The organism is Streptomyces sp. NPDC018000 (assembly GCF_044328025.1).
Taxonomy (GTDB): Bacteria; Actinomycetota; Actinomycetes; order Streptomycetales; family Streptomycetaceae; genus Streptomyces.
The window spans coordinates 67,595-90,418 of sequence record NZ_JBIRGM010000006.1 but is presented as its reverse complement, the minus strand read 5'-3'; the positions used below and the strand labels follow the sequence as shown (position 1 = coordinate 90,418).

Genomic DNA, 22,824 nt, shown 5'->3' with positions numbered 1-22,824 from the left:
TTGCCGGAGCATGCGTAATGTCCGGGCCATGACTGTCCTCGTTCGTGAATTCCTGCTTGCCGACGCAGCGGCCTGGGTACAGGTCCGGCGCGCCGCACTGCCCTACATGGTGACGACTCCCGAGCAGGTCACCTTCGATCTGGCCTCTGCCCATCCCGACAAGCGCTACCGGCTGCTGGTCGCCGAGAAGGACGGTGAGCTCATCGGGACCGCACAGGTCGGTCTCGTCCACGACAGCCCCGAACCCGGCCAGGCGTTCTGCAATCCGTACACGCATCCTGACCGCACCGGGCACGGGGCAGGTGGGTTGCTGCTGAGTACGGCCGAGGAGTATCTGGCGCGGGAGGGCGCGCTCACGCTCTACACCTGGGTGCTCGACACCCCGTCGAACCGCGCCTTCGCCGAGAAGCGCGGCTATGCGCCGAGCCGCTCGGCTCACTTCCTCCATCTCGATCTGGCGGGCGGATCGCTGCCGCCCCGTCAGGAGCTGCCGGCGGGCGTCGAGCTGCGTACCGCCGCGGACTTCGCGGACGATCCACGCCCGCTCTTCGAGGCGGACGCCGAGACCACGGCCGACGAGCCGAGTGACACCCCGGCCGAGCTGTCCGACTACGAGCACTGGCTGAATCAGATCTGGCGCGCTCCCGCATTCGACCACGAACTCACCTCGGTCGTGGTGATCGACGGGGAGGTGGCGGCGTTCAGCGCGGCGCAGACGGACGGTCTGACCCGCTATATGTCGGGGATGACCGGCACCTGCCGGGCGTACCGCAACCGAGGCCTGGCCAAGCTCGCGAAGAACGACTCGCTGCACCGGGCGCGCGCCGCCGGATACACGGACGCGTACACAGGCAATGACGCGGGCAACGGTCCGATGCTGGCGATCAACCGATGGTTCGGCTACGGGATCTGTGCCACGGAGGTGCGGTATGTCCGCAAGCTCGGCTGAGACCACGCTGGTGGTCGCCCTGGTGAAGGCCGGGCGGACCAAGATCAGCTACCCGGCGGATGTGGTCCGCGACGACGGCACCCGGGTGACGGTGCGTGCGCCCTGGGCGGCGCCGGGGGTCCGTGACTTCGGCTTCGTACGGTTCGAGCCGGGCGATGTGTTCACCGAGCACTACTGGCGCGACCACTGGTTCGCCGTGAAGGAGGTCCGCACCGGCGCGGGCGAACTCAAAGGCTGGTACTGCGACATCACCCGTCCCGCCGTGCTGCGCGACGCGGAGCTTCTGGTCGAGGACCTGGATCTCGATCTGTGGGTGTCGGCGGACGGCTCGTCCGTACTCCGGCTGGACGAGGACGAGTTCGAGGAGAGCGGTCTCGCCGAACGCGATCCGGCTGCGGCCGAGGCGGCCCGGCGGGCGCTGGACGAGCTGGAACACCTGGCCCGCACGGAGGGCCTCGCACCGCTGCTGGCCTGACCGGCCAAGGCCTGGCCCGCGCCCTGGCCTACTGCGCCGGCACACCCTGGAGCGACTGACGCGCCTGCTTTGTGCGGAATTTCCGGTAATGCGGTTCCAGCCCTGCCGCCGGAGCCGCACGGCGGTCGCCCCCTGATCGCCGGAACGCAGTTCCCATGATGACCGGTTGATCTACAGTGCTCAGGTCAGTTCCCCACCTGGTGGCCTGAGAAGGAATCACGGATTATGCCCACTGAGACGTTCGAGTTCCAGGTGGAAGCGCGCCAGCTTCTGCAAATGATGATCCACTCGATCTACTCGAACAAGGACGTGTTCCTGCGCGAACTCGTCTCCAACGCCTCCGACGCGCTCGACAAGTTGCGGCTCGAAGCTCTCCGCGACGACTCGCTCGGCGCGGACGTGTCCGACCTCCACATCGGCATCGAGACCGACAAGCAGGCCCGTACGCTGACCGTGCGGGACAACGGCATCGGGATGTCGCACGACGAAGTGGTCCAGCTCATCGGGACCATCGCGAACTCGGGCACGGCGAAGTTCCTGCGGGAGCTCAAGGAGGCCGAGGACAGCGCCGCGGCCGAAGGGCTGATCGGCCAGTTCGGTGTCGGGTTCTACTCCAGCTTCATGGTGGCCGACGAGGTCACGCTGCTGACCCGGCGCGCGGGCGAGAGCCAGGGCACCCGATGGACGTCGACCGGCGAGGGCACGTACACGATCGAGACCGTCGACGGCGCCCCCCAGGGCACCGCGGTCACACTCCGGCTCAAGCCGGAGGACGCCGATGACCGGCTCTACGACTACACCTCTCCCTGGAAGATCAGGGAGATCGTCAAGCGGTACTCGGACTTCATCACCTGGCCCGTCAGAATGGCCCCGGAATGCGCAGCCGACGATGCCGCAGGCACGGAGGCAGAGGCCGACGACGCCCCGCGCGAACCCGAGACCCTCAACTCGATGAAGGCCCTCTGGGCCCGCTCGCGCGACGAGGTCACGGACGACGAGTACCACGAGTTGTACAAGCACATCAGCCACGACTGGCTCGCCCCGCTCGAAACCATCCGGCTGCAGGCGGAGGGCACTTTCGAGTACCAGGCGCTGCTCTTCATCCCGTCGCACGCGCCCCAGGACCTGTTCATGCAGGGGTACAAGCGCGGCATCCAGCTCTATGTGAAGCGCGTCTTCATCATGGACGACTGCGAAGCGCTGATGCCGCCGTACCTGCGCTTCGTCAAGGGCGTCGTCGACGCTCAGGACCTGTCGCTCAACGTGTCGCGCGAGATCCTCCAGCAGGACCGCCAGATCCAGTTGATGCACAGGCGTCTGGCGAAGAAGGTGCTGTCGACGGTCAAGGACATGATGTCCGCCGATCCGGAGCGCTACGCCACGTTCTGGCGGGAGTTCGGCCGCGTCCTCAAGGAGGGGCTGCTGAGCGACTTCGAGAACCGCGACGCCATCCTCGGCGTCGCTTCCTTCGCCACGACCCACGACAAGGACGAGCCGACCACTCTGCGGCAGTACGTGGAGCGGATGAAGGACGGCCAGAACCACATCTACTTCCTCACGGGCGAGTCCCGGCAGGCGATCGAGAACTCTCCGCACATGGAGGCGTTCCGGGCCAAGGGCGTCGAGGTGCTGCTGCTGACCGATCCCGTCGACGAGGTGTGGGTCGAGGCGGAGCCCGAGTTCGACGGCAAGAAGCTGCGGTCCGTCGCCAAGGGCGAGGTCGACCTCGGTACCGAGGAGGAGAAGAAGGAGGCCGCGACCGAGCGCGAGAACCGGCAGCAGGAGTACGCGGATCTGCTCGCCTGGATGACGGACCGGCTGAGCGGGACCATCAAGGAGGTACGGCTCTCCTCGCGCCTCACCGTCTCGCCCGCCTGCGTCGTCTCGGACACGCACGATGTGACTCCGGCCCTGGAGAACATGTACCGCGCCATGGGTCAGCCCGTGCCTCATGTGAAGCGCATCCTCGAACTCAACCCGGAGCACCCGCTGGTCAGCGGTCTCAACCGGGCACACGCCGAACGCGGTGAGGATGCCGGCACCGGACTGGAGGAGACGGCCGAACTCCTCCACGACCTGGCGCTGCTGGCCGAGGGCGGCGAACTGGGCGACCCGTCGCGCTTCGTCAGACTGATGGCCGACCGCCTTGAGCGCACTCTGTGAGTGCAAGCCGCTAGTCCCGGCGCCGCGCCCATGGATCGGTGTGCGGCGCCGGGTCCTGCGGCGCCGGGCGGGCTTGCTGGATTCCGGCGACCAGCTCCACCTCGTACCCGGCCGCGTCCTCCAGATAGGCGGCGATGTGCTCGTCCCCGCCCGCGTGCGGGTAGCGGTCCGGGAAGAGCGGCCGCCAGCCGTGCTCCGGGGCCCTGGCCACCAATGCGTCGAGGGTGGCCCGGTCCTGGACGTGGAACGCCAGGTGGTTGAGCCCGGGGCGGCAGCGGTCGTGCGTCCCCCCGGTCAAGTCGGGTGACTGCTCGACCACCACATAACTGTCGCCGCGCCGCCAGCTCCGCCCGTGCTCCCAGCGCTGGTACGGGACATGGCCCAGCTCGCCGAGCAGCCAGCCCCACCCCTGCTCGGCCGCCGGCAGATCGGGCACCCACAGTTCGATGTGGTGCACCCCGCCGGTGCGGGTCCCGCCGGCCGGCAGCGGGACGGCACGGCTGATCGCGTGCGGCTGGTACGCCACGGTGTCGCCGTCCTCGTGCCAGTGGATCAGGAAGTGCTCCCCCGCGCGGTAGCCGTCGAGTCCCGCCCGGCAGTAGGCGACGATGTCGTCCGGAAGGGCGTCCAGCGGGAACCACGCCAGCTCGGAGCACTTGTGCGGTTCGCGGTTGTACGGCGGGCGGCCGGGGTCGTACTCCGCCTCGAAGAACCAGCCGGTCCTGGGACTGCTGCCAGGACCTCGGTGCTGCATGACCAGGGCGACCCGCAGCTCGTCCGGGCCGAGTTCGACGCCGATCTCCTCGGCGGCCTCACGGATCATCGCCTCGCGGACGTCCTCACCGTCCTCGACATGTCCGGACGGGCCGTTGAACAGCCCGTCCGCGTACCCGGTATTGGCCCGGCGGGCAAGCAGGACGTCCGGGCCGCGGCGGAGGATCAGATGCACATCGACGACCTCGGTGTGCCGCCGTGGCGGTTCGGCGCGCGCCACCAGGGCGTAGCGCTCGTCGTCGACCTGCTTGCCCCACAGGGCCGGATCGTCGGAGAGCCGCTCGTGGTGGATGCGTTCGGTGAGCCCCGAGAGGAGTCCGGTCAGCCGCTCGGCGGAGAGGCCGACGCCGCCCCAGACGCCTTCGATCAGGATCAGCCGACCGCCGGGCCGCAGCAGGGTGAACCAGTGGCGCAGGACGGCCGCCGGATCAGGCAGCAGAAACACGACATGTCTGGCCATGATCACATCGAACTGCTGTTTTCCGACGGGTGGTTGGGCCGCATCCCCGAGAAGCACCCCGGTACCCGTCCCGGCGAGCTTGGCCCGTGCCTGCTCCACCATGCGCGGCGACCGGTCGACGGCGGTGACCCGGTGCCCCTGCCCGGCGACGAGCAGCGCAAGGCTTCCGGTGCCGCACCCCAGGTCGAGCACCTCGGAGCGCTCGCCCGGCAGCCAGCTCTCCAGCCGCTGCGCCCAGGCGTGCCGGACCACCGGGTCGAGCAGCCCGTGGTCGGGCTCCTCGTCGAAGGAGTCGGCTGCGGAATCCCAGTCGATCGTCGTCATGAGCCGATCGTGCCATCCGCCACTGACAGAGTCGATCAGCCGGCCGGCCGCTTGCGGTAGTGGAAGCGGTCGTGAGCGCCGTCCACACGGCGCTCCACCAATATCTGCTTCGAGTTCGAGTCGCGTTCGATGCTGGACCATGAGTGACAAGCTGAGGGCGGCGCCCGCGATACGGGTGCCGCCCTCAGCTTGTATGTCCGCAGCGCCGAGGCGTCAGAAGACGCTCCCCGAAACCGTCGGGAAGTCCGGCGGCCAGGGCCCGGCGTACAGCGACTCCCGGCCGCCCATCAGCGCGTACTCCGCCTCGCGCCAGTTTGGATTGCTGCCGACGACGAAGCTGTCGCCGTCAGGGTCCAGCATCCAGGTGTTGGCCGCGTCATCGGGCTCCAGCCCGTGCCGCTCCGCCAGCACCGCGAACTCCTCCGGACTGGCGCGCCGGATGTGCAGGCCGTTGCGGTAGTAGGGCTGCAGGAGCATCAGCCTCACGTGGCCGATGTACACCTCGATGTGGGTCGAGGTCCTGTCGATCAGCGTCGCTTCGCTCTGCAGGAAGAGCTGCCGGTGGGACGGGTTGAACCCGACCACGCGGAACAGCCGTCCGGTACGGATGAAATCGGTCATGCCCGAAGCCCTCTCTCAATCACGGCACCGGCTCCCCGTTGGCCAGCTTGAAGCGCTCGGGGTAGACCTTCTCGCGGCCCACGCCACTCGCTCGACGACCAGTTGCGTTGGCCCAGCCTGACCGCGGTGCGCAGCCATCGGATCACGCCACGCACAGGCGGCAAAGCGGGACTTGAGGTCCTCGACCGCGATCCGGTGCTCGGCGGTACCCGGCACCGGCGCCTTGTTCGGGAAGCCGCCCGAGCTCAGCCATCGCAAGGCGGAGGGACGCCCGAATACTGGATGTATTCGGGCGTCCCGACAACGCGGCGAGCATGGGGCCTCCCCTGCTCGAGCGCAGCCGAGAGCTTGGGGAAGCAGTTGTCGTCGCGCGCCCACCAAGGCTTACGGGACAGCCCTCAGGGGACGGCTAGCCGATGGCCGAGGCGCAGGTGGTCGGGGTGGCGTGTGCCGGGTCCAGGGCGTTGGCCACCTCGTGGTAGGCGATCCGGTCCACGGTGCCGATCGACACATGCTCGGACAGGTCGACCGGGCACAGGTCCTGGAGGAGGACATTGCGTACGTTCGGCCCGTCCAGGTACTGGCTGCGGTACGGGGTCACGACCTCGTCGTACCTGGTCGCGATGACCGTGTAACGCACCCCGGGCACGGTGTCACCGCCCGCATTGAGCCTGGTTATGAACGGGGATCCGGCTATCTGGTCGGCGAGAGCAGGGGTGTTGGCGTTCAGCAGATCCTCGGCACCCGGGAAGTACGGCAGCAGCTTCGTCAGGCCGAGGAGGGTGGTGCCGTGGTTGTCGGGCGCGAGCCCTACCAGGGCGTTCACCTTGGCGGCGCCGCCGAGGAACTTCAGGTAGTAGTTGGGCATCATGCCGCCCTGGGAGTGGCCGACGATGTCGGCCTCGGGCGCCCCGGTGGCGGCGAGCACCCGGTCGACGAAGGTGGCGAGCTGGCCGGCCGATTTGTCGATCGGGCCGAGGCCGTTGAAGAACGGTACGCCCGGCAGTTGCCCGTAGTCGAGCGAGTAGACGCAGTAGCCCCGGTTGACCAGGTACGGGGCGAGGACGAGCCAGTTGTCGACCGAGTTCCCGAAGGTTCCGTGGACCAGGACGACGGGGCGGGGGTGGGCTGCGGAGGGCTTGCAGGAGTAGTCGTTCCAGCCACGGGAGGTGGCTGCGGCGACGGTGGGGGTGGCTGCGGTTGCGGTCGCCGTGGGGGTGGCGAGCGCTGCGACGGCGAGGAGCAGTGCGGCGAGTGTTCTCCGCGCACGTGGGGTGCGCGGCGCACGCGTCCAGGGCAGCATCGTGTGATCTCCTTGCGGCTCAGGGGAGTTGCGATGTCAATGCACCCTGCGGCCCGGACCACAAGTCTTCCGTGCTGACTTTCTGTGTACGCATGCCAAATTAAGCGTGAGCAAGGTGACGAGGGAAGTTACGCGTCGGTAAAAAATGACGCCGCATCACCACTGTCGGCAGGCATCGCATGACGGCGCGTCAGCTTGCGAGCCGCCCCGGCATCACGGCCCGCGGACCGAACCTGGCCCGCAGCCGGTCCGCCACCGCCTCGATCCGCCGCGCCCGCTCGTCCACCGGGTCGAACGACAGCTGATGAGCAGTCTTTTCACGGTCCGTCAACCCTTCGGCCCGCAGTCCGAGCCCCCGCACTCGGGCCCGCTGCAGTCCGAACGAGTCATGGATCCGGTACGCGAGTGCGGTGAGCGCCGCGGAGTGAGCGGTGGGCTCCCGGAGTGTGCGGCTACGGGTCAGTGTCGAGTAGCCGGTCCGGTCGGCATAGCGCACGGAGACCGCGAGCGCACGGCACACCTGCCCGTCCCCGCGCATCCGGGCCCCCAGCTCCTCTGCGAGCGACATGAGCGCACGACGCTGCCGCTCCCGGTCCAGCTCGTCGCGCGGGAAGGACCGTTCGGCGGCGATCGACCGGGCGGCGGCGTTGGACACAACCGTCGTACGGTCGATGCCGCGCGCCCGCTCCCACAGTTCTCGTCCGGTCCTTACGCCGGTGATCCGCTGCAGGGTGCCGAGCGGGGCCGCAGCGATCCGGCCGACGGAGTCGAGCCCGTATCCGCACAGGGTGCGGGCCGTCGCCGCCCCCACACCGTCCAGCGCGGCGGCCGGTTTGGCCGCGAGGAACTCCGCTCCCCCGCCCGCGGGCACCACGAAGGTCGTCCCGGGCGCGGCCTGCCTCGCCGCCATCCGGGCCAGCATCGGGTTCTCCGCGGCCCCGATCGCGCAGTCCACGCCGTGCAGGGCGAGCGCGCGGATCCGGATCACCGAGGCCAGCCCCTTCACGTCTTGCCCGAAGTAGCGCAGCGCGCCGCGCACATCGGCGAGCGCCCCGTCGGGCGGCGCCCCCTCGACGACCGGCGTGAACGCCCCGAGGAGGGCGAGCAGCCCGGCGTAACCGGCGCTGTCCGGAAGGCCGCCGCCGACCTTGCGGAACCTCAGGTACAGGATCCCCGGCTCACCGCGTGTATCGCTCATCCCGCACTCCCCGGGGACTGGTGCCACAACTTCCTTCCGGTGGCAATGCCTTCGCCGGGCGGCTGAAGGTCGGACCAGGGGTTCATCTCGTACCCGGTGGACATCTGGATGCGACGGCTGTTGCCGGCGCCCTCGGGAACAGAATCCTCCGCCGGGACCTCCGCCAGCCGGGCCGCGACCGCGTCCAGCCCGCCGGTACGCCGCAGCTCGGCCAGCTCGGCCAGATTCCAGGCCGCGGCACCGACCACACTCAGGCTCCGCGGTCCGCGCCGCTGCACCACACCACGCACCAGCAGCAGCCAGGAGTGGAAGACCGTGTGCGCGCAGGCCGCTTGGCTGTCGTCGAAGAAGGCCAGGTCGATCAGGCCGGTACCGTCGTCCAGAGTCGTGAAGACGACCCGGCGGCCGGAACGGATCGGCGGAGTCTGAGTGGCCGCCTTGGCGCCCGCGACCAGCACGGTCTCCCCGTGCCGTGCCTCCCGCAGTCGTTTGGCGGAGACCGCGCCGAGCTCCTTCAGGAACACATGGTGATCGCTCATCAGATGGCGGGAGACATCCATGCCCAGGACGCCCAGCTCGGCGCTGAGGCGTTCGGCCTCGTTGAGGTCGGGCAGCCCGATGGAGCCGGTCCGGTTCCCACCGCCGAGCGGGAGCTGCGCGCCGGTACCGGACCGCGCCCCGGTACCCCGCTGGGCGCGGTGCAGTTCGGACAGATGCAGCAGCAGATCACGCCGGTTGGCGCCGAACGCGTCCAACGCGCCGACCTGGGCCAGCCGTTCGGCGGTCGGCTTCCCCGGCCTGGCCCGCTGCCAGAAGTCCAGCAGAGAGGTGTAGGGCTGCCCGGCCTCGATCCGGGCGACCTCGGCCTCACTGATGCCATGGACGTCCGAGAGCGCGAGCCGCACCCCCCAGACCTCCTTCCCCCTCCCACCATCGAGCACCAGTTCGATTCGATGTGCGGCCGCCGACCGGTTCACATCCAGCCCCAGCACCGGCACCCCGCGCCGCCGCGCGTCCGCGAGCAGCAGCCGCTTCGGGTACATCCCCGGATCATGGGTGAGCAGTCCGGCGTAGAAGGCCGCCGGATGGTGCGCCTTGAGCCACGCCGACTGGTACGTCGGCACGGCGAAGGCGACCGCGTGCGCCTTGCAGAAGCCGTACGAGCCGAACGCCTCGATGATCTCCCAGGCGTGGGCGATCACTTCGGCGCTGTACTTCTTCGCTGCCGCCTGCTGTGCGAACCAGACCCTGATCCGGCCCTGCGACTCGGGGTCGGAGAGCCCGCGCCGCACCCGGTCGGCCTCGTCCCGGCCGCAGCCGGTCATGATGTCGACCATCTCGATGATCTGCTCGTGGAAGACGACCACCCCGTACGTCTCGCGCAGTGGCCCTTCCAGGTCGGGGTGAGGGTAGTGGGCGGGCGTCCGGCCGTGCCGGGCCTCGATGAACGGCCGCACCATGTCGGCGGCGACCGGCCCCGGCCGGAACAGCGAGATGTCGACCACCAGATCGTGGAAGGTGGCGGGCTGGAGCCTGCCGACCAGGTCGCGCTGGCCCGGCGACTCGATCTGGAAGCAGCCCAGCGTCTCGGCACTCCTGATCAGCCGGTACGTCTCCGGGTCGCCCTGCGGTACGGCGTCCAGGTCCACCTTCTTCCCCGAGGCCCGCTTCAGCTCGGCGACCGCGTGCGCCATCGCCGACTGCATCCGTACGCCCAGCACATCGAGCTTGAGCAGCCCGAGGTCCTCCACGTCCTCCTTGTCGAACTGCGCCATCGGGAAGCCCTCGCCGCTGGTGGGCATGACGGGTGTACGGCGCAGCAGTGTGGCGTCCGAGAGGAGGACCCCGCACGGGTGCATGGCGATGCCGCGTGGCAGGCCGTCCAGCGCCTCCACCAGCTCCCAGAACCGCCCGTACTTCTCCTTCTCCGCCGCGACAGCCCGTAGTTCGGGCAGCTCCTCCATGGCCGCGCGGGCGTCGCGGGCCCGGATGTGCGGGAATGCCTTGGCAAGCCGGTCGGTCTCGGCCGGGTTCATGGACAGTGCCGCGCCGACGTCCCGGATGGCGTGGCGCACCCGGTAGGTCTCGGGCATGGCGACGGTCGCGACCCGCTGGGTGCCGAAGCGGCCGATGATCGCGCGGTAGACGTCGAGGCGGCGGGCTGATTCGACGTCGATGTCGATGTCGGGCAGCACGAAGCGGCGCTTGGAGAGGAAGCGTTCCATCAGCAGTCCGTGCTCGACCGGGTCGGCGTGCGCGATCCCGAGGAGATGGTTGACCAGGGAACCCGCGCCGGAGCCCCGGGCGGCAACCCGTACCTTCATCGTCCTTACGTCATCCACGACTTGAGCAACCGTCAGGAAATAGGAGGCGAAACCGTGGTAGGCGATGATGTCCAGCTCCTGGTGCATCCGCTCCCAGTACTCGCGCCTGCGGTCGTAGCCGCGCAGCACCATTGCGGCGGCGGCGCGGGAGGCCAGTACCCGCTGGGCGGTGCGCCGCCCGGCGCCGACGAGATGCGGTTCGGGGAAATGGACGGCGCCGAGGCCGAGGTCGCCCTCGGGGTCCACGACGCAGGCGTCGGCGGTGCGCCGGGTCTCCGCGAGCAGCCGCGCTCCGGCATCCCCGCCGAGCCCGGCGGCGGAGGCGATCCGCTCGGCGGTCTCCGCCATCGCGCGGGCATCCTTCAGCCAGCGCTCGCCGCTGTCGAGCGGGGCGCGGCGGGGGTCGACGGGGACCAGCCCGCGGGCGGCGTCGAGCACATCGGCGACCGGGCCCTGCCCGGGGTCGGCGTACCGGACGGCATTGGTCAGCACGGCCCGTACCCCCTGCTCGGCGGCGAAGCCGACGGTACGGGCTGCGAGCCGCAGCGATCCGGGGCCGGTGCCTTCGCGTCCGTGGTGGACGGCTTCGAGGCGCAGGTCGTCGCCGTAGATCTCCCGCCAGGGCGCGAGCAGCACGGCGGCCCGGTCGGGGCGGCCGGCGGCCAGCGCCCTGCCGACGTCGGAGGCGGGGCCGAGCAGCACGGTGAGCCCTTCGGCGGTCAGCTCGGACCGGCCGACCAGGGGCTGCCCGGCACCGGCGGGCGCGGGGGCGTGGGCGGCGGTGACGAGACGGCACAGCTCCGCCCAGCCCTGCGCACCGTCCCGGGCGAGGAAGGTGACCCGGGGTGCGGATTCATCGACAAAGGCGCCGCCGCGGACCGGGGTCCGCAACCGATGCGTACGCCCGCCTTCTCTCGTATGCTTCGCCGCCGCAGGGTCAACCGCGAGCTCCACCCCGAAGAGCGGCCGAACCCCGGTCCTCCCGCATGCCTTGGCGAAGCGGACCGCGCCCGCGAGCGTGTCGCGGTCGGTCAGCGCCAGAGCGTCCATCCCCCGCTCCGCGGCACGCTCCGCCAGCCGCTCCGGGTGCGAGGCCCCGTACCGCAGGGAGAACCCGGAAACGGTATGCAGATGCGTGAACCCTGGCATCTGCACCTCCTGGACCGATCCTCACTCACCACCCCTCGCCCTCCACCATAGACCAAATTTCGAACATTCGTACGATACGCGGAGTGCGGGACACACCTCCGGCCCCGGACCGGCACTCCGGTCAGCCATTCGGCCCAGTCCCACCTGCACAAGCGGCCGACGCCCCGGACCGTGGGGGCATGACTTTCGCTGATGAGGTGAAGAACGCCGTCACTCCACGGGCCGCACTGCTCGTCATCGGTGTGCTCGGACTGCAACTGCTGTTCATCACGTCCTACGTCGGGGCGCTGCACAAGCCGAAGCCGACGGACGTACCCTTCGGGGTCGTCGCACCCCGGCAGATGTCCGCACAGCTGATCACCGAGCTGAAGAACCTCCCGGGCGGCCCCCTGGCCCCCCGTGCGGTCGCCGACGCGACCACGGCCCGCGAGCAGATCCTGAACCGCGAGATCGACGGCGCCCTGATCGTCGACCCCAGGAGCACGACCGACACCTTGCTGGTCGCCTCCGGCGGGGGTGCCGCGATGGCCGACACCCTGACGAAGATCATCACGAAGGTCGATCGGACCCAGCAGCGCACGGTGCGGTCCGTGGACCTGGCCCCCGCCTCCAACCAGGACTTCGAAGGACTCTCGTCCTTCTACCTGGTCGTGGGCTGGTGCGTGGGCGGCTACCTCTGCGCCTCGATCCTGGCGATCAGCGCCGGCACCAAGCCCGCCAACCGTCAGCGCGCGGCAATCCGGACCGGCGTCATGGCGCTGTACTCCATCGTGGGCGGGATCGGCGGCGCGATCATCATCGGCCCGATCCTCGGCGCCCTGCCCGGAAGCTTCTGGGGCCTGTCGGGGCTGGGAGCGCTGACCGTATTCGCGGTCGGCATGCTCACCCTCGCCCTGCAGGCCCTCACCGGCATCGTCGGCATCGGCCTGGCCGTCCTGATCGTGGTGATCGCGGGCAACCCGAGTGCCGGCGGTGCCTTCCCGCTGCCGATGCTCCCGGACTTCTGGCGGACCATCGGCCCCGCGCTCCCGCCCGGGGCGGGCACCTGGGTGGCACGCTCGATCGCGTACTTCAAGGGCAACGCGGTCACCGGACCGCTGCTGGTGCTGTCCGCGTGGGCGGTGGCGGGCACGCTCGTCACACTGCTGACGGCCATGCGCCGCAGACCGGACAGCGACAACGGCACGGCGTGACCGTCGCCCAGCCCTGGGGGATGCGCCACAGGACGGGGACGCCGAAGACATCGTGGACGGTGACGGCCGAGGATCACCCGCGCAACCACCGCCGGTGCACCGAAGCGCCTGCGCACAGCAATGTCACTGACATGACATACGATGCGCACATCCGTTCGCAACCCTTCCGTTTGAGGATTTTCACGTCATGTCTCTCGATGTCACGTTCCGTTCCCTCCGCGGTATATCCGCTGTCGTAGCCCTGCTCTCGGTCGGAGCGGTGGGGTGCTCCGAAGCCCTCGACAGCGCAGAGGCCGGTGCCAAGAAAGTGGTTCGCCAGCGGTCGGTCTTCTCGCTCGCGACCGGCGACTGCTACAACCCGAACAGCGGGAAGACCGAGGGTGAGGAGCTCAGCGTCGAGGTCGTGCCGTGCAAGGAGCCGCACAAGGGCCAGGTCGTGGGCGAGTTCAAGATCGACGGGGAGTCGGCATACCCCGGCGAGGACAAAACCGCACAGATCGCCGACGAACGATGCCCGGTCGAGGCTCAGAAGTTCACCCCCGACACCTGGGCCCTGCCCAAGGGGGTCGACGTCTACTACTACTACCCCACCAAGGAGAGCTGGGCGACCGGCGATCGGGCCGTGAGCTGCACGTACGCCAAGGAATCGGGCACGTTCTCCGGTTCGCTGAAGAGCAAGTCCCTGAACGCCGACCAGCTCGCGTACCTGAAGGGTTCGAACGCCGTCTACGAGGCCCTGTGGACGAACCAGCCCGAAGCGGAGCAGGTCGAGGACGACCTGGCCGGCTACAAGAAGCAGGCCAAAGCCGTTGCCGCCGCGCTCGACACCCACCTCGCGGCCCTGAAGAACATTCAGCAGCCGGAGACCGCCAAGCTCCGCGCACAGCTGGAAAAGACCGCGGGCGCGTGGGAAAAGGCCGCCTCGGCCGGTGACGCGGACACCTTCTACCTCGCCTACGACCAGGCCTTCTCCGGTATCGACCCGGCCAAGACGGTCGCCGCCCGCAAGGAGCTGAAGCTCGCCACCACCGTCCCGGCCGACGAAGCCGAGGTCTGGGCCGGCTGAGCCGGTCGGATCACCGCTGGACCTGGATCCCGAGGGGCACGGCTGCCCTTCGTGATCACTGAGCGTAGAGAACTCCGTGGTCACGTGGGCCCGTGCCCATTCTGATGCTCATCCCATCTCCCGGGCACCTGCGACCTGACCGGCCTGAGAAGGAAGCTCAGTCACCCGTTGCCCCGTCGGTCCGCTCCCGCAGGAAGTCGGCGTGGCCATTGTGGCGGGCGTACTCCTGGATCATCAACACGTAGACCCAGCGCAAACTGAGGGAAACTCCGCGAGAGGACATGAAGGTCTCGTCGAGGCCGCGCCCGGCTGCCGCCGCGTCGCACGCTCTGACCTCGGTCCGGAACAATCCGAAGTCTCTCTCCGCATTGGCTGCGTGAACTCCGCCGAGTCCCTCATTGCCATCTGACGGACCGGTGAAGACATCGCCGATAGCCTCACCTGCGAAGCTTCGCCGGAACCACCATCGCTCCACCTCCGCCATGTGCCGGACCAAGCCAAGGAGGGTGAGGTCCGACGGCTCTACGGTCGTCCGCACCAACTGGGCCGGATCAAGCCCGGCGCACTTGGCCAGCAACGTTTCCCGGTGCCAACACAGCCAACCCTCCAACATCTGACGCTCAGTTACGGTGCCCAGATCGCCCAGCTGCTTGGTGCGCTCGACTGGTGGTGCTGTCCATGTCATGAATCCACCCTGCACCGCCATCCGGGAGGGATCAAGCAGGCCATATGGCGGCGTGGCAAGGCAGTCCTTTGTGATTACTGAGCGTAGAGAACTCCGTGATCACATGACCCGGTGGCTGTTCTGATGCACGTCGATGTCCGTGCCGTCACGGTGTCGTGGCTGCGCTGCCCTGCCATTCACAACAGCCACCTCCGCCCAGACCGTCTTCGTGTACACATCGCGGACGACACATCCCCAACGGTTCGCGTAGGCCTCGACGAGCAGCAGACCGCGACCCGATGTCGTAGCGGCGGACGCCGGTCCCGCTGCCGGCATGAGCGGCAGGCTCTCCGGGCGCGTGTCCGTGACCTCGATGCGGACCGCGTGAGGCAGGAGGCGGACCGTCAGCCGGAAGTCACGGCCGGGGAGATGGCCGTGGGTGATCGCATTGGACGCCAGCTCAGCCGTGACGAGGGCGACGGTCCGCGCGAGGTCGGAGTCGTACGGGATACCGCACCACTCGGTGAGCTGCTGGACAGCAAGCGTGCGGGCCAGCCGGGCGCCACGCCTGGTGCTGCTGAGCTGAATCATGAACTCGGGTGCGGGCAGGTGCGGTTCGTAGGTACTTGCCTGTTTCTTCACCAGACCATCGTGGGTTCGCATCGGTGGCGCTGACCAGGCGTGACGGCCGTACGCGGTAGCGGTTGTACGGGTGCGGCCCGGCGGGTGGGGCACATGGCTGTACGGGTCCTGTACGGGTGCTGTACGGGTTCGGGGCCGTGTCCCGGGAAGAGCGGATCGAGTTGAACCTTGCCCGGCCGCAGTGAGGTTGAGGAGCGCTGCGGGGCGGGGTGCGAGCAGGTGGGACTCGGTGACCGGAAGGGCGTGAGGGCAATGCGGGATATGCGGAACGGCCGTGCGACAAAGGCAAAGGAGGAGAACGACCTGCCGGGAGTGTGGGCGGCCTACGGCAAACTCCTCCAGCATCTGCGCAAGCGTGCCGAGTTGAGCCAGCAGGCGCTTGGGGATGCGATCGGCTACTCGCTGGAGCAGGTCGCTTCGGTCGAGCAGGGACGACGGCCGGCGAAGGAAGCGTTCACGGTGGCGGCGGACCGGGTGCTGGCGGCAGGCGGTGTGCTGGAGGTGCTCCAGGGCGAGGTGGACCGGGCGAAGCTGCCGAAGTTCTTCCGCAACTTCGCGCTCATCGAGGCGGAGGTGGCGAGCCGCTTCTCATACGATCCGCTGCTGGTGCCGGGGCTGTTGCAGACGGAGGCGTACGCGCGAGCGGTGTTCGCGGGGCACTGCCCGCCGCTGAGCGAGGAGATCGTCGACCAGCACACGGAGGCACGGCTGGCCCGACAGAAGCTGCTGACGCGGGATCCGCTCGCGGAGCTGTCGTTCATCATCGGGGAGGAGGCGCTGCGCGATCCGGTAGGCGGCGCGGAAGTGATGCGTGGGCAGTGGCAACGACTGCTGGAGCTGAGCACGTTGCGCAATGTGGAGCTTCAGGTCATGCCCGCCAAGCGCGGGTTCCACCCGGGTAAGAACGGGCCGTTCGTGACGGTGCAGACGAAGGAGCTTCAGCACCTCGGGTATTTCGAGTCACAGGGTGTCGGCTGCGTCGTCCGTGATCCTGCCGACGTCAGCGCCTTTGGGTTGCGATATGGCAAGCTGCGATCGCAGGCCCTGAACGTCGAAGAGTCTGTGAGGCTCATCGAACGGCTGGTGGGAGAGACATGAGCATGGAGCAGGTAACCGACAGCGTGGACGAGCTGAACTGGTCGAAGAGCAGCTACAGCGGGTCGGACGGTGGGGACTGCGTCGAGGTGGCCACCGGCCACGACGCCGTATACGTAAGGGACTCGAAGGTTGCGGGCGGCGGGCCGATGCTGCGGGTCAGCCGGGGCGAGTGGGCGGCGTTCGTATCGCTTGCGGCCGGGTAGTGCCGCCCAGGCTGCCAGGACACAGCACCGGGCTCGCTCAAGTCACTTGAGGTGATGCGGGCGAGCCCGTTGTCATGCCCGGCTGCTCAGAACAGGGCGCCCTCAACACCCTCACCGAAACGAAATCCGAGCCACCTCGCGCGACGAGCTGCTCCTTGCGCTTCCGGATGGCACCGGCGGAGGGCTTGGGTATGCGCGAGACGCGGCGCGCGGTTCCACTCGCCGGAACCGGCCTGCGATCCGGGCCATGGCCTGGTCGAACATCGCCCGGGCGACGGCGGGCCGCGGGGCGCCCTCCTTGAGCATCGGATCGTTTCTTGCCGTTGGCTCGTCGGCGGTGGTGAGTTCATGTGCGCCACCCCGCCCGCATGGGCGCGTTCACGCCAAACTGGTTGGCCAGGCCCGCCTCGTGATCGGGTGGCCAGGAAGTACCTGGTCACGCTTCTCTTGAGGCATCGCGGGCTTCCGGCCAAGTTCATCGCAACGGGTTAGTCCGAGCGCTTTCTTGATCAATGATCACCAAGACCCTGTTCACAACTGCCCCATAGGTGATCCATTGTGCGTGCACAAGTGCGAAGACTTGTCATAGCTGTCCTGGCCCTGACGCTTCTGGCGACAGCTGGTGTCGCCCCGTCCTGGGCGTTACCCCAGGACCGGCTGCCCTCCACGGCCGCGGCGGCCATCACCCGTACCAAAGCCCTGACGGCTGCGGATCTACCCGATCCGCCCAGGGCCATGACGCTGGCCGAGCGTCGCAAGCAGGTCGCGAAGGACCGGCACGAACTGTCCCCGATGCGCGACTACATGAACGCGCCGGAGCGGAAGTCCACGGGCAGGCCCCACAGCCGGCCGGACAAGAACCGTGTCGAACGCGGTCCCGCCGCCCGGGCGAGCGCGGCCGCTCCGTCCCTCGTAGCCGGGACCGAGAACCCGACCTGGGTGTCCGCCTGGGCCACCGCCTACCCCGGGCTCCTGTCGATAGGCGGGCAGGTGAAGCTGCCCAAGCGGGGTTCGTCCTACACCGGGATGTGGCTGTATGTCCTGGACGAGGCGGGTTCCCCCGTCGTCCAGCAGGAGATCAAGAAGGCCACGGACGATCCCAGCGGTGACACCCCGGACACCGGGGCCTGGTGCTACGACTGGTGGCCGAGCAACTCCTACCCCACCGACCAGTGTTTCTGGTGGGCCGGCAGTGGACCCGACGGAGTCCTGAAGGACGGCAAGAAGTACTACGCCTGGGTCTTCCTGACCAGCGCCGACGGGACGTCGAGCCCGGGTGGGACCACCTCGCCGCTGGTGGAAGCTTTCTACACGCCGGGGATCCCTGGCGCACAGGCGGGTATCTGCACCTGCTATGCGCAGGCGCATCGTGCCGACCCGGTCAACACGGCAACCGGAATGTTCTACGAACAGCTCACCGACGCCTCCCTGGTGAGCCCCGGCGTGCCCCTGGCTCTGGAGCGCACCTACCGCTCGGACTCGACCGCCTCCGGCCTGCTGGGGCCCGGCTGGGCGACACCGTTCGACGCGAAGCTGACCGCCGCGACCGGAAAGGTGACGTACCGGACGAGCGACGGGGCGTCGTTCGTGTTCACACAGGCCGGTGACGGCACGTACACCGCCCCGGCGGGCTCGGCGGCCAAGCTGGTCAAGGGCGCCAGTACCTACACAATCACCACGCCGGACCACACCAAGCGGACCTTCGGCACCGGTGGCCAGCTCACCTCCGTGGTCGGTACCGCAGGCAAGGGCCTGGCCCTGACGTACGCATCCGGCAAGCTCGCCTCCGTCAAGGACGCCGCCGACCGCACCACTGCCCTCACCCTCGGCACCGATGGGCTGCTGTCCAAAGTGAGCCTGCCGGACGGTACTTCCGTGTCATACGGCTACACCAACGGCCTGCTGACCTCGGTGACTGACCCGGCGGGCCGGGCTTCGTCCTACGCGTACGACGCGAACAAGCGGCTGTCCTCCTACACCGACCCGGCGGGCGGCAAGGTCACCAACACCTATGACACGGCGGGCCGAGTCACGTCCCAAACCGACCAGAACGACAAGACCACCACGTTCACGTGGGACGGCAAGAGCGAGTCGCACTCCACTGCGCCAGACGGCGGCGTGTGGACCGACGTGTACGCCAGCAACGTTCTGATGGAGACGATCGACCCGTACGGCAAGAGCATCGCCTACGACTACGACCGCTACCTGCGGCCCGTCGCCATCACCGACCAACGCGGCAACACCACCGAGATGACCTACGACGGCGCCGGGCGGATGCTCACCCGCAGCGCGCCGGCGGCCCTCGGCTACGCGGAGAGCTGGAGCTACGACACCGCGGGCAACATCACCAGCCACACCGACGGCCGCGGCAACAAGACGACATACGCGTACAACACCTCCAATCAGCTGACGTCGACCACCGACCCTCTGAGCGGCAAGACCGTCTACACATACACCGCGCTCGGCTCACTGGAGACCGTGAAGACACCGCGCGGCCACGTCACCACCTACGGCTACGACGCGACGGGCAACCGGACGTCGGTCACCCCTCCGCTGGGCGAGAAGACGACGTTCACGTACGACGAGGCCGGCCGGATCCGGTCCAAGACGGACCCTCGCGGCAACGTCACAGACGCCGATCCGGCCGCCTACACCACGAAGTACAGCTACGACGGCCGCGGCCTGCTCAGCTCGGCCACGGACGCGCAGGGCCGCACCACGACCTACGAGTACAACGGCGCCGAGCAGTTGACGTCCGCGCGCAACCCGGCGGGCGACACCACGACGTTCGCATACGACGACGCCGGGCACCCGACCCGGACCACCAACCCGGCGGGCCACTCCGTCACCCGCACCTACGACGCGAACGGGCGCCTCGCCTCCGAGACCGACGCAACCGGCAACAAGACCACCTACACCTACGACAAGACAGGTCGCCTGCTCACCAGCGTCTCGCCTCGGGGGAACATCTCCGGCGCCGACCCGGCCGCCTACACGACGACGTACGCCTACGACGCCGCGGGCAACACCGTCAAGGTCACCGGGCCCACTGGCGCGTCCACCACCACGACCTACGACGCGATCAACCGGCCGCTCGTGGTCACCGACCCGCTGGGCCACACCACCGGCTACACCTACGACGCCAACGACAGCATCACCAAGATCACCGACGCCGCGAACAAGACGGTCACCTCCGTCTACGACAAGAACAACCGGCTCACCAGCAGCACCGACCAGCTGAGCAAGACCACCACGTACGCCTACGACGCCGACGGCAACCTGCTCAGCCGTACCTCCCCGCTCGGCCACAAGTCGAGCTGGACCTACGACGGCGACGGCCGCCAGGCCACCGCGGTCGATCCGCGCGGCAACGTCACCGGCGCTGACCCTGCCCAGTACACGACCACCTACGGCTACGACCCGGCAGGCAACCCCACCACCGTCACCGACCCGCTCGGCGGCGTGACCACCACCGCCTACGACGCGGTGAACAACGTCGTCAAGCAGACGGACGCCGACAAGCGCGTCACCGCCTACGGCTACGACAATCTCGACCAGCTGACCGAGGTCACCGCCCCCGGCGGCGCGATCACCACCTACGGCCGCGACAAGGCCGGCAACGTCACCAAACGCACCGACGCCAACGACCACGTCACCGCCTACGCCTACGACGAGGCCCACCGCCTCACCTCGGTCACCGACCCGCTGAAGCGGGAGACTGCCTACGCGTACGACGCCGACAGCAACCTCACCAAGAAGACCACGCCCCTCGGATCCACCGGCTACACCTACGACCCGCGCGGCCTGCTCACCAAGACCGACTACTCCGACTCCACACCCGACGTGACGTTCGGTTACGACGACGCCGGGCACATGCTCACCCGCGCGAACTCCAAGATCTCCGAGGACTTCGGCTACGACGCCGTCGGCAATCTGACCAAGACGCGCGGCTTCGCCTACACCTATGACGCCGCCGGGCACATGCTCACCCGCAAGTACTCCGACGGCAACACGATCACCTACACGTACGACGACGACGGCCGCACCGCGACCATGGCGGCCGACGGCACGACCACCACGTACACCTGGGATCCGGCGGGCAACCTCACCAAGTCGGCACTGCCCAACACCGAGACCGAGGACCGCACCTACGACCGCGCGGGCCGCCTGACCGCCGTCACCTCCGCCAAGACGGGCACCACGGTCACCAAGACCGCGCTCACGCTCTCCCCGGCGGGCCTGCCCTCCCACGTCGACATCACCCGGGCCGGTGTCGGCACCGGCGGCTACGACCTCACCTACGACGCCGCCGGGCGCCTGACCTCCGGCTGCTTCCCGCAGCCCTGGGTCACCGGCTGCGCCGCGAGCCGCACCACGTCCTACACCTACGACAAGATCGGCAACCGCCTGACCTCCACGCTCGGCACCGCCTCGACCGGCTACGCCTACGACGCGGCCGACCAGCTCACCTCCACCACCGGCACCACGACCACCGACTACGGCTACGACGCCGAGGGCAACCAGACCAAGGCGGGCGCCGACACCTACACCTACGACCTGGCCGGGCAGATCTCCGCCGCCACCGTCGCAGGCGCCACCTACACCTACGACCACGACGCGAGCGGCAACCAGGTCGCCACCCTGAAGGACGGCGCGGTCACCCACCGCACCCAGTGGGACCCCAACGCGCCGCTGCCGATCCTGGCCACCGAGTACGACAGCGCCTGGGCGGTCCAGCAGTCCTACCGCTACGACCCGCTCGGCCAGCCCACCGCCACCAAGACCGGCACCGGGGCGCTCTTCTACTACCACCACGACACCCAGGGCTCCCCCGTCGACGTCACAAGCAGCACCGGAGCCCTCCACCAGCGCTGGGCCTACGACCCGTTCGGCGCCCGCGTGCTGGACACCACCACCAGCGGCGCCCCCGCGAGCACCCCGTCCTACACCGGCGCCCGCTACGAGACCACCACCGGCAACCTCGACCTGCACGCCCGCCAGTACAACACCGCCACCGGCCGCTTCACGAGCCCCGACCCGGCCACCCGCGACCAGTCCACGCCGTACGTCTCCGCGTACGCCTACGCCGACAACGTGCCCAGCGTACTCACAGACCCCAGCGGCCTCACCCCGGACGACCCCAACGACAAGCACATCCCCAGCCTCGGCGAGGTCCTCAACGAGTTCGGTGACGCCTTCGTGCTCGTCGCCAAGTCGCCGTTCGTGTTCCTCGGGGACCTGGAGGACGCGTTCACCGGTGAAAACGGCGGCGCGGGCGCCTTCGTCGACAAATACCTCCCCGTCCGCCCCGCCTACCGCCTCTACCGCGCCGAGTACATGCTCCGCCAGCAAGGCTGTGACGCGCTCGCTGACCAGTACGCGCAAGCAGCGGAAGAACTGACCCAGCAGATCGTCGTCGTGGGGATCGGCGGTCTTACGGGGTGGCGGCGGGCGGCTGTGGCCCCCGAGACCGCGACGGTCAACGTGGGGAACCTGCGGTTCGGCCCGGGAGGCGGCGGCGTGACCAGGGGATACGGAGGTATTACCTACAAGACCCCGCTTACGGGGCAGCTCAAAGCACTGGTCAACCCCCAAGGCGGTAACGAGAACTGCCGCGCCTGTGCGGTGGCAGTCGACCGCCTGCTTGCCGAGGGAGCTCCATCCTCGGCGCCTGGAGGACTCGGGGCAGGCCCCACCACACCGCTCGAAGCGCTGTACGGCGGCCGGCAGTTCAAGGCGTCCACACTCTCCGGCATCGTCAATCAGATCAAGAAGGCGGGAAATGGCGCGCGAGGTATCGTGATGGGTCAGAGAGGGCGGCAAGCGCACGTCTTCAACGTGGTGAACATCAAGGGAGACGTGGTGTTCCTGGATGGTCAGTCGGGGCACGCCGATCTCTCACCGTGGCGAAACTTCTCCCTCCTGAGGACCGATTGATGTTGGACATGGAAGAGGCAACCAGGCTGGCCCAGGAGTTCCTGGACAAGAAGGTCAGCCACGAGGGCATAACCTTTGCCCTCGTCGAAGGGTCGCGCACGCAGGTGGGAAACAGCTTCTACTTCGACTGCCAATCGGTCGCATACCTCCGTAGCGGAGACCTCCGGGACATGGCTGTCGGCAGCGGCTACGTGCGCGTCGACGGGGAAACAGGGGAGTGTCGCATGCTGGGAGCAACCGAGTCCGCCCGGCTCGACCTCTTCTGACCTGCCTCGCCACGC

16 protein-coding genes are annotated in these 22,824 nt (G+C 68.8%); 9 read left to right on the top strand and 7 right to left on the bottom strand.

Annotation, left to right across the window (positions count from 1 at the left end; genetic code table 11):
* The first annotated feature begins 28 nt into the window (after positions 1-28).
* The 3 genes from ACH4EW_RS16385 to htpG all read left to right on the top strand — a co-directional run bounded on the left by ACH4EW_RS16385 (position 29) and on the right by htpG (position 3,587).
* A complete protein-coding gene (locus ACH4EW_RS16385) occupies positions 29-949 on the top strand; it encodes a GNAT family N-acetyltransferase (RefSeq protein ID WP_398257059.1) in 921 nt (306 codons plus the stop codon).
* Positions 930-1,424 (top strand): DUF402 domain-containing protein, encoded by a 495-nt coding sequence (locus ACH4EW_RS16380; protein ID WP_398257057.1) that lies wholly within the window; start codon positions 930-932, stop codon positions 1,422-1,424. The genes ACH4EW_RS16385 and ACH4EW_RS16380 overlap by 20 nt, the downstream gene beginning before the upstream one ends.
* A 225-nt stretch (positions 1,425-1,649) precedes the next feature.
* On the top strand, positions 1,650-3,587 hold the full coding sequence (gene htpG / locus ACH4EW_RS16375; protein WP_398257054.1) for a molecular chaperone HtpG: 1,938 nt from the start codon (positions 1,650-1,652) through the stop codon (positions 3,585-3,587).
* 10 nt (positions 3,588-3,597) lie between these two features.
* Here htpG and ACH4EW_RS16370 read toward each other — a convergent pair whose 3' ends face one another.
* From ACH4EW_RS16370 to ACH4EW_RS16350, 5 genes are all read right to left on the bottom strand, one after another.
* Positions 3,598-5,145: a trifunctional class I SAM-dependent methyltransferase/NUDIX hydrolase/VOC family protein gene (locus ACH4EW_RS16370; RefSeq protein ID WP_398257051.1), complete on the bottom strand. Its 1,548-nt coding sequence runs from the start codon at positions 5,143-5,145 to the stop codon at positions 3,598-3,600.
* Between the two features lie 213 nt (positions 5,146-5,358).
* A complete protein-coding gene (locus ACH4EW_RS16365) occupies positions 5,359-5,766 on the bottom strand; it encodes a hypothetical protein (protein WP_398257048.1) in 408 nt (135 codons plus the stop codon).
* Between the two features lie 409 nt (positions 5,767-6,175).
* Positions 6,176-7,069 carry an esterase/lipase family protein gene (locus ACH4EW_RS16360; protein WP_398257045.1) on the bottom strand — a complete coding sequence of 298 codons (894 nt, stop codon included), beginning with the start codon at positions 7,067-7,069 and terminating at the stop codon, positions 6,176-6,178.
* Positions 7,070-7,259: 190 nt separating this feature from the next.
* Positions 7,260-8,267 carry a DNA polymerase thumb domain-containing protein gene (locus ACH4EW_RS16355; protein WP_398257042.1) on the bottom strand — a complete coding sequence of 336 codons (1,008 nt, stop codon included), beginning with the start codon at positions 8,265-8,267 and terminating at the stop codon, positions 7,260-7,262.
* Complete coding sequence (locus ACH4EW_RS16350) at positions 8,264-11,740, bottom strand: DNA polymerase III subunit alpha (RefSeq protein WP_398257040.1); 3,477 nt, start codon at positions 11,738-11,740, stop codon at positions 8,264-8,266. Before ACH4EW_RS16350 ends, ACH4EW_RS16355 begins: the two co-directional genes overlap by 4 nt.
* Positions 11,741-11,919: 179 nt before the next feature.
* On the opposite strand from ACH4EW_RS16350, the gene ACH4EW_RS16345 reads away from it, so the two are divergent.
* On the top strand, positions 11,920-12,933 hold the full coding sequence (locus ACH4EW_RS16345) for a DUF3533 domain-containing protein (protein WP_398257038.1): 1,014 nt from the start codon (positions 11,920-11,922) through the stop codon (positions 12,931-12,933).
* A gap of 187 nt (positions 12,934-13,120) precedes the next feature.
* The gene (locus tag ACH4EW_RS16340; protein WP_398257035.1) at positions 13,121-13,999 is read left to right on the top strand and encodes a septum formation family protein; all 879 of its coding nucleotides are present in this window, start codon (positions 13,121-13,123) and stop codon (positions 13,997-13,999) included.
* 157 nt (positions 14,000-14,156) lie between these two features.
* Here the strand turns inward: ACH4EW_RS16340 and ACH4EW_RS16335 are convergent, their stop codons facing one another.
* Entirely contained in the window at positions 14,157-14,684 is a 528-nt protein-coding gene (locus ACH4EW_RS16335; protein ID WP_398257033.1) for a DinB family protein, read from the bottom strand.
* A 99-nt stretch (positions 14,685-14,783) separates the two neighbouring features.
* Positions 14,784-15,305 carry an ATP-binding protein gene (locus tag ACH4EW_RS16330; RefSeq protein WP_398257030.1) on the bottom strand — a complete coding sequence of 174 codons (522 nt, stop codon included), beginning with the start codon at positions 15,303-15,305 and terminating at the stop codon, positions 14,784-14,786.
* A gap of 252 nt (positions 15,306-15,557) precedes the next feature.
* Between ACH4EW_RS16330 and ACH4EW_RS16325 the strand changes: the two genes are divergently transcribed.
* From ACH4EW_RS16325 to ACH4EW_RS16310, 4 genes are all read left to right on the top strand, one after another.
* Positions 15,558-16,403 (top strand): helix-turn-helix domain-containing protein, encoded by an 846-nt coding sequence (locus ACH4EW_RS16325; RefSeq protein WP_398257027.1) that lies wholly within the window; start codon positions 15,558-15,560, stop codon positions 16,401-16,403.
* Positions 16,400-16,606, top strand: a complete 207-nt coding sequence (locus ACH4EW_RS16320; RefSeq protein WP_398257024.1) for a DUF397 domain-containing protein — start codon at positions 16,400-16,402, stop codon at positions 16,604-16,606. The genes ACH4EW_RS16325 and ACH4EW_RS16320 overlap by 4 nt, the downstream gene beginning before the upstream one ends.
* 570 nt (positions 16,607-17,176) lie before the next feature.
* Positions 17,177-22,543, top strand: a complete 5,367-nt coding sequence (locus ACH4EW_RS16315) for a DUF6531 domain-containing protein (protein ID WP_398257022.1) — start codon at positions 17,177-17,179, stop codon at positions 22,541-22,543.
* Positions 22,543-22,809 (top strand): hypothetical protein, encoded by a 267-nt coding sequence (locus tag ACH4EW_RS16310; protein ID WP_398257019.1) that lies wholly within the window; start codon positions 22,543-22,545, stop codon positions 22,807-22,809. Before ACH4EW_RS16315 ends, ACH4EW_RS16310 begins: the two co-directional genes overlap by 1 nt.
* Positions 22,810-22,824 lie beyond the last annotated feature (15 nt).

Excerpts from the sequence above, each read along its gene's own strand:
- ACH4EW_RS16385 (WP_398257059.1), top strand. The coding sequence starts at position 29 with ATGACTGTCCTCGTTCGTGAATTCCTGCTTGCCGACGCAGCGGCCTGG.
- ACH4EW_RS16380 (WP_398257057.1), top strand. The coding sequence starts at position 930 with ATGTCCGCAAGCTCGGCTGAGACCACGCTGGTGGTCGCCCTGGTGAAG.
- htpG (WP_398257054.1), top strand. The coding sequence starts at position 1,650 with ATGCCCACTGAGACGTTCGAGTTCCAGGTGGAAGCGCGCCAGCTTCTG.
- ACH4EW_RS16370 (WP_398257051.1), bottom strand. The coding sequence starts at position 5,145 with ATGACGACGATCGACTGGGATTCCGCAGCCGACTCCTTCGACGAGGAG.
- ACH4EW_RS16365 (WP_398257048.1), bottom strand. The coding sequence starts at position 5,766 with ATGACCGATTTCATCCGTACCGGACGGCTGTTCCGCGTGGTCGGGTTC.
- ACH4EW_RS16360 (WP_398257045.1), bottom strand. The coding sequence starts at position 7,069 with ATGCTGCCCTGGACGCGTGCGCCGCGCACCCCACGTGCGCGGAGAACA.
- ACH4EW_RS16355 (WP_398257042.1), bottom strand. The coding sequence starts at position 8,267 with ATGAGCGATACACGCGGTGAGCCGGGGATCCTGTACCTGAGGTTCCGC.
- ACH4EW_RS16350 (WP_398257040.1), bottom strand. The coding sequence starts at position 11,740 with ATGCCAGGGTTCACGCATCTGCATACCGTTTCCGGGTTCTCCCTGCGG.
- ACH4EW_RS16345 (WP_398257038.1), top strand. The coding sequence starts at position 11,920 with ATGACTTTCGCTGATGAGGTGAAGAACGCCGTCACTCCACGGGCCGCA.
- ACH4EW_RS16340 (WP_398257035.1), top strand. The coding sequence starts at position 13,121 with ATGTCTCTCGATGTCACGTTCCGTTCCCTCCGCGGTATATCCGCTGTC.
- ACH4EW_RS16335 (WP_398257033.1), bottom strand. The coding sequence starts at position 14,684 with ATGACATGGACAGCACCACCAGTCGAGCGCACCAAGCAGCTGGGCGAT.
- ACH4EW_RS16325 (WP_398257027.1), top strand. The coding sequence starts at position 15,558 with ATGCGGGATATGCGGAACGGCCGTGCGACAAAGGCAAAGGAGGAGAAC.
- ACH4EW_RS16320 (WP_398257024.1), top strand. The coding sequence starts at position 16,400 with ATGAGCATGGAGCAGGTAACCGACAGCGTGGACGAGCTGAACTGGTCG.
- ACH4EW_RS16310 (WP_398257019.1), top strand. The coding sequence starts at position 22,543 with ATGTTGGACATGGAAGAGGCAACCAGGCTGGCCCAGGAGTTCCTGGAC.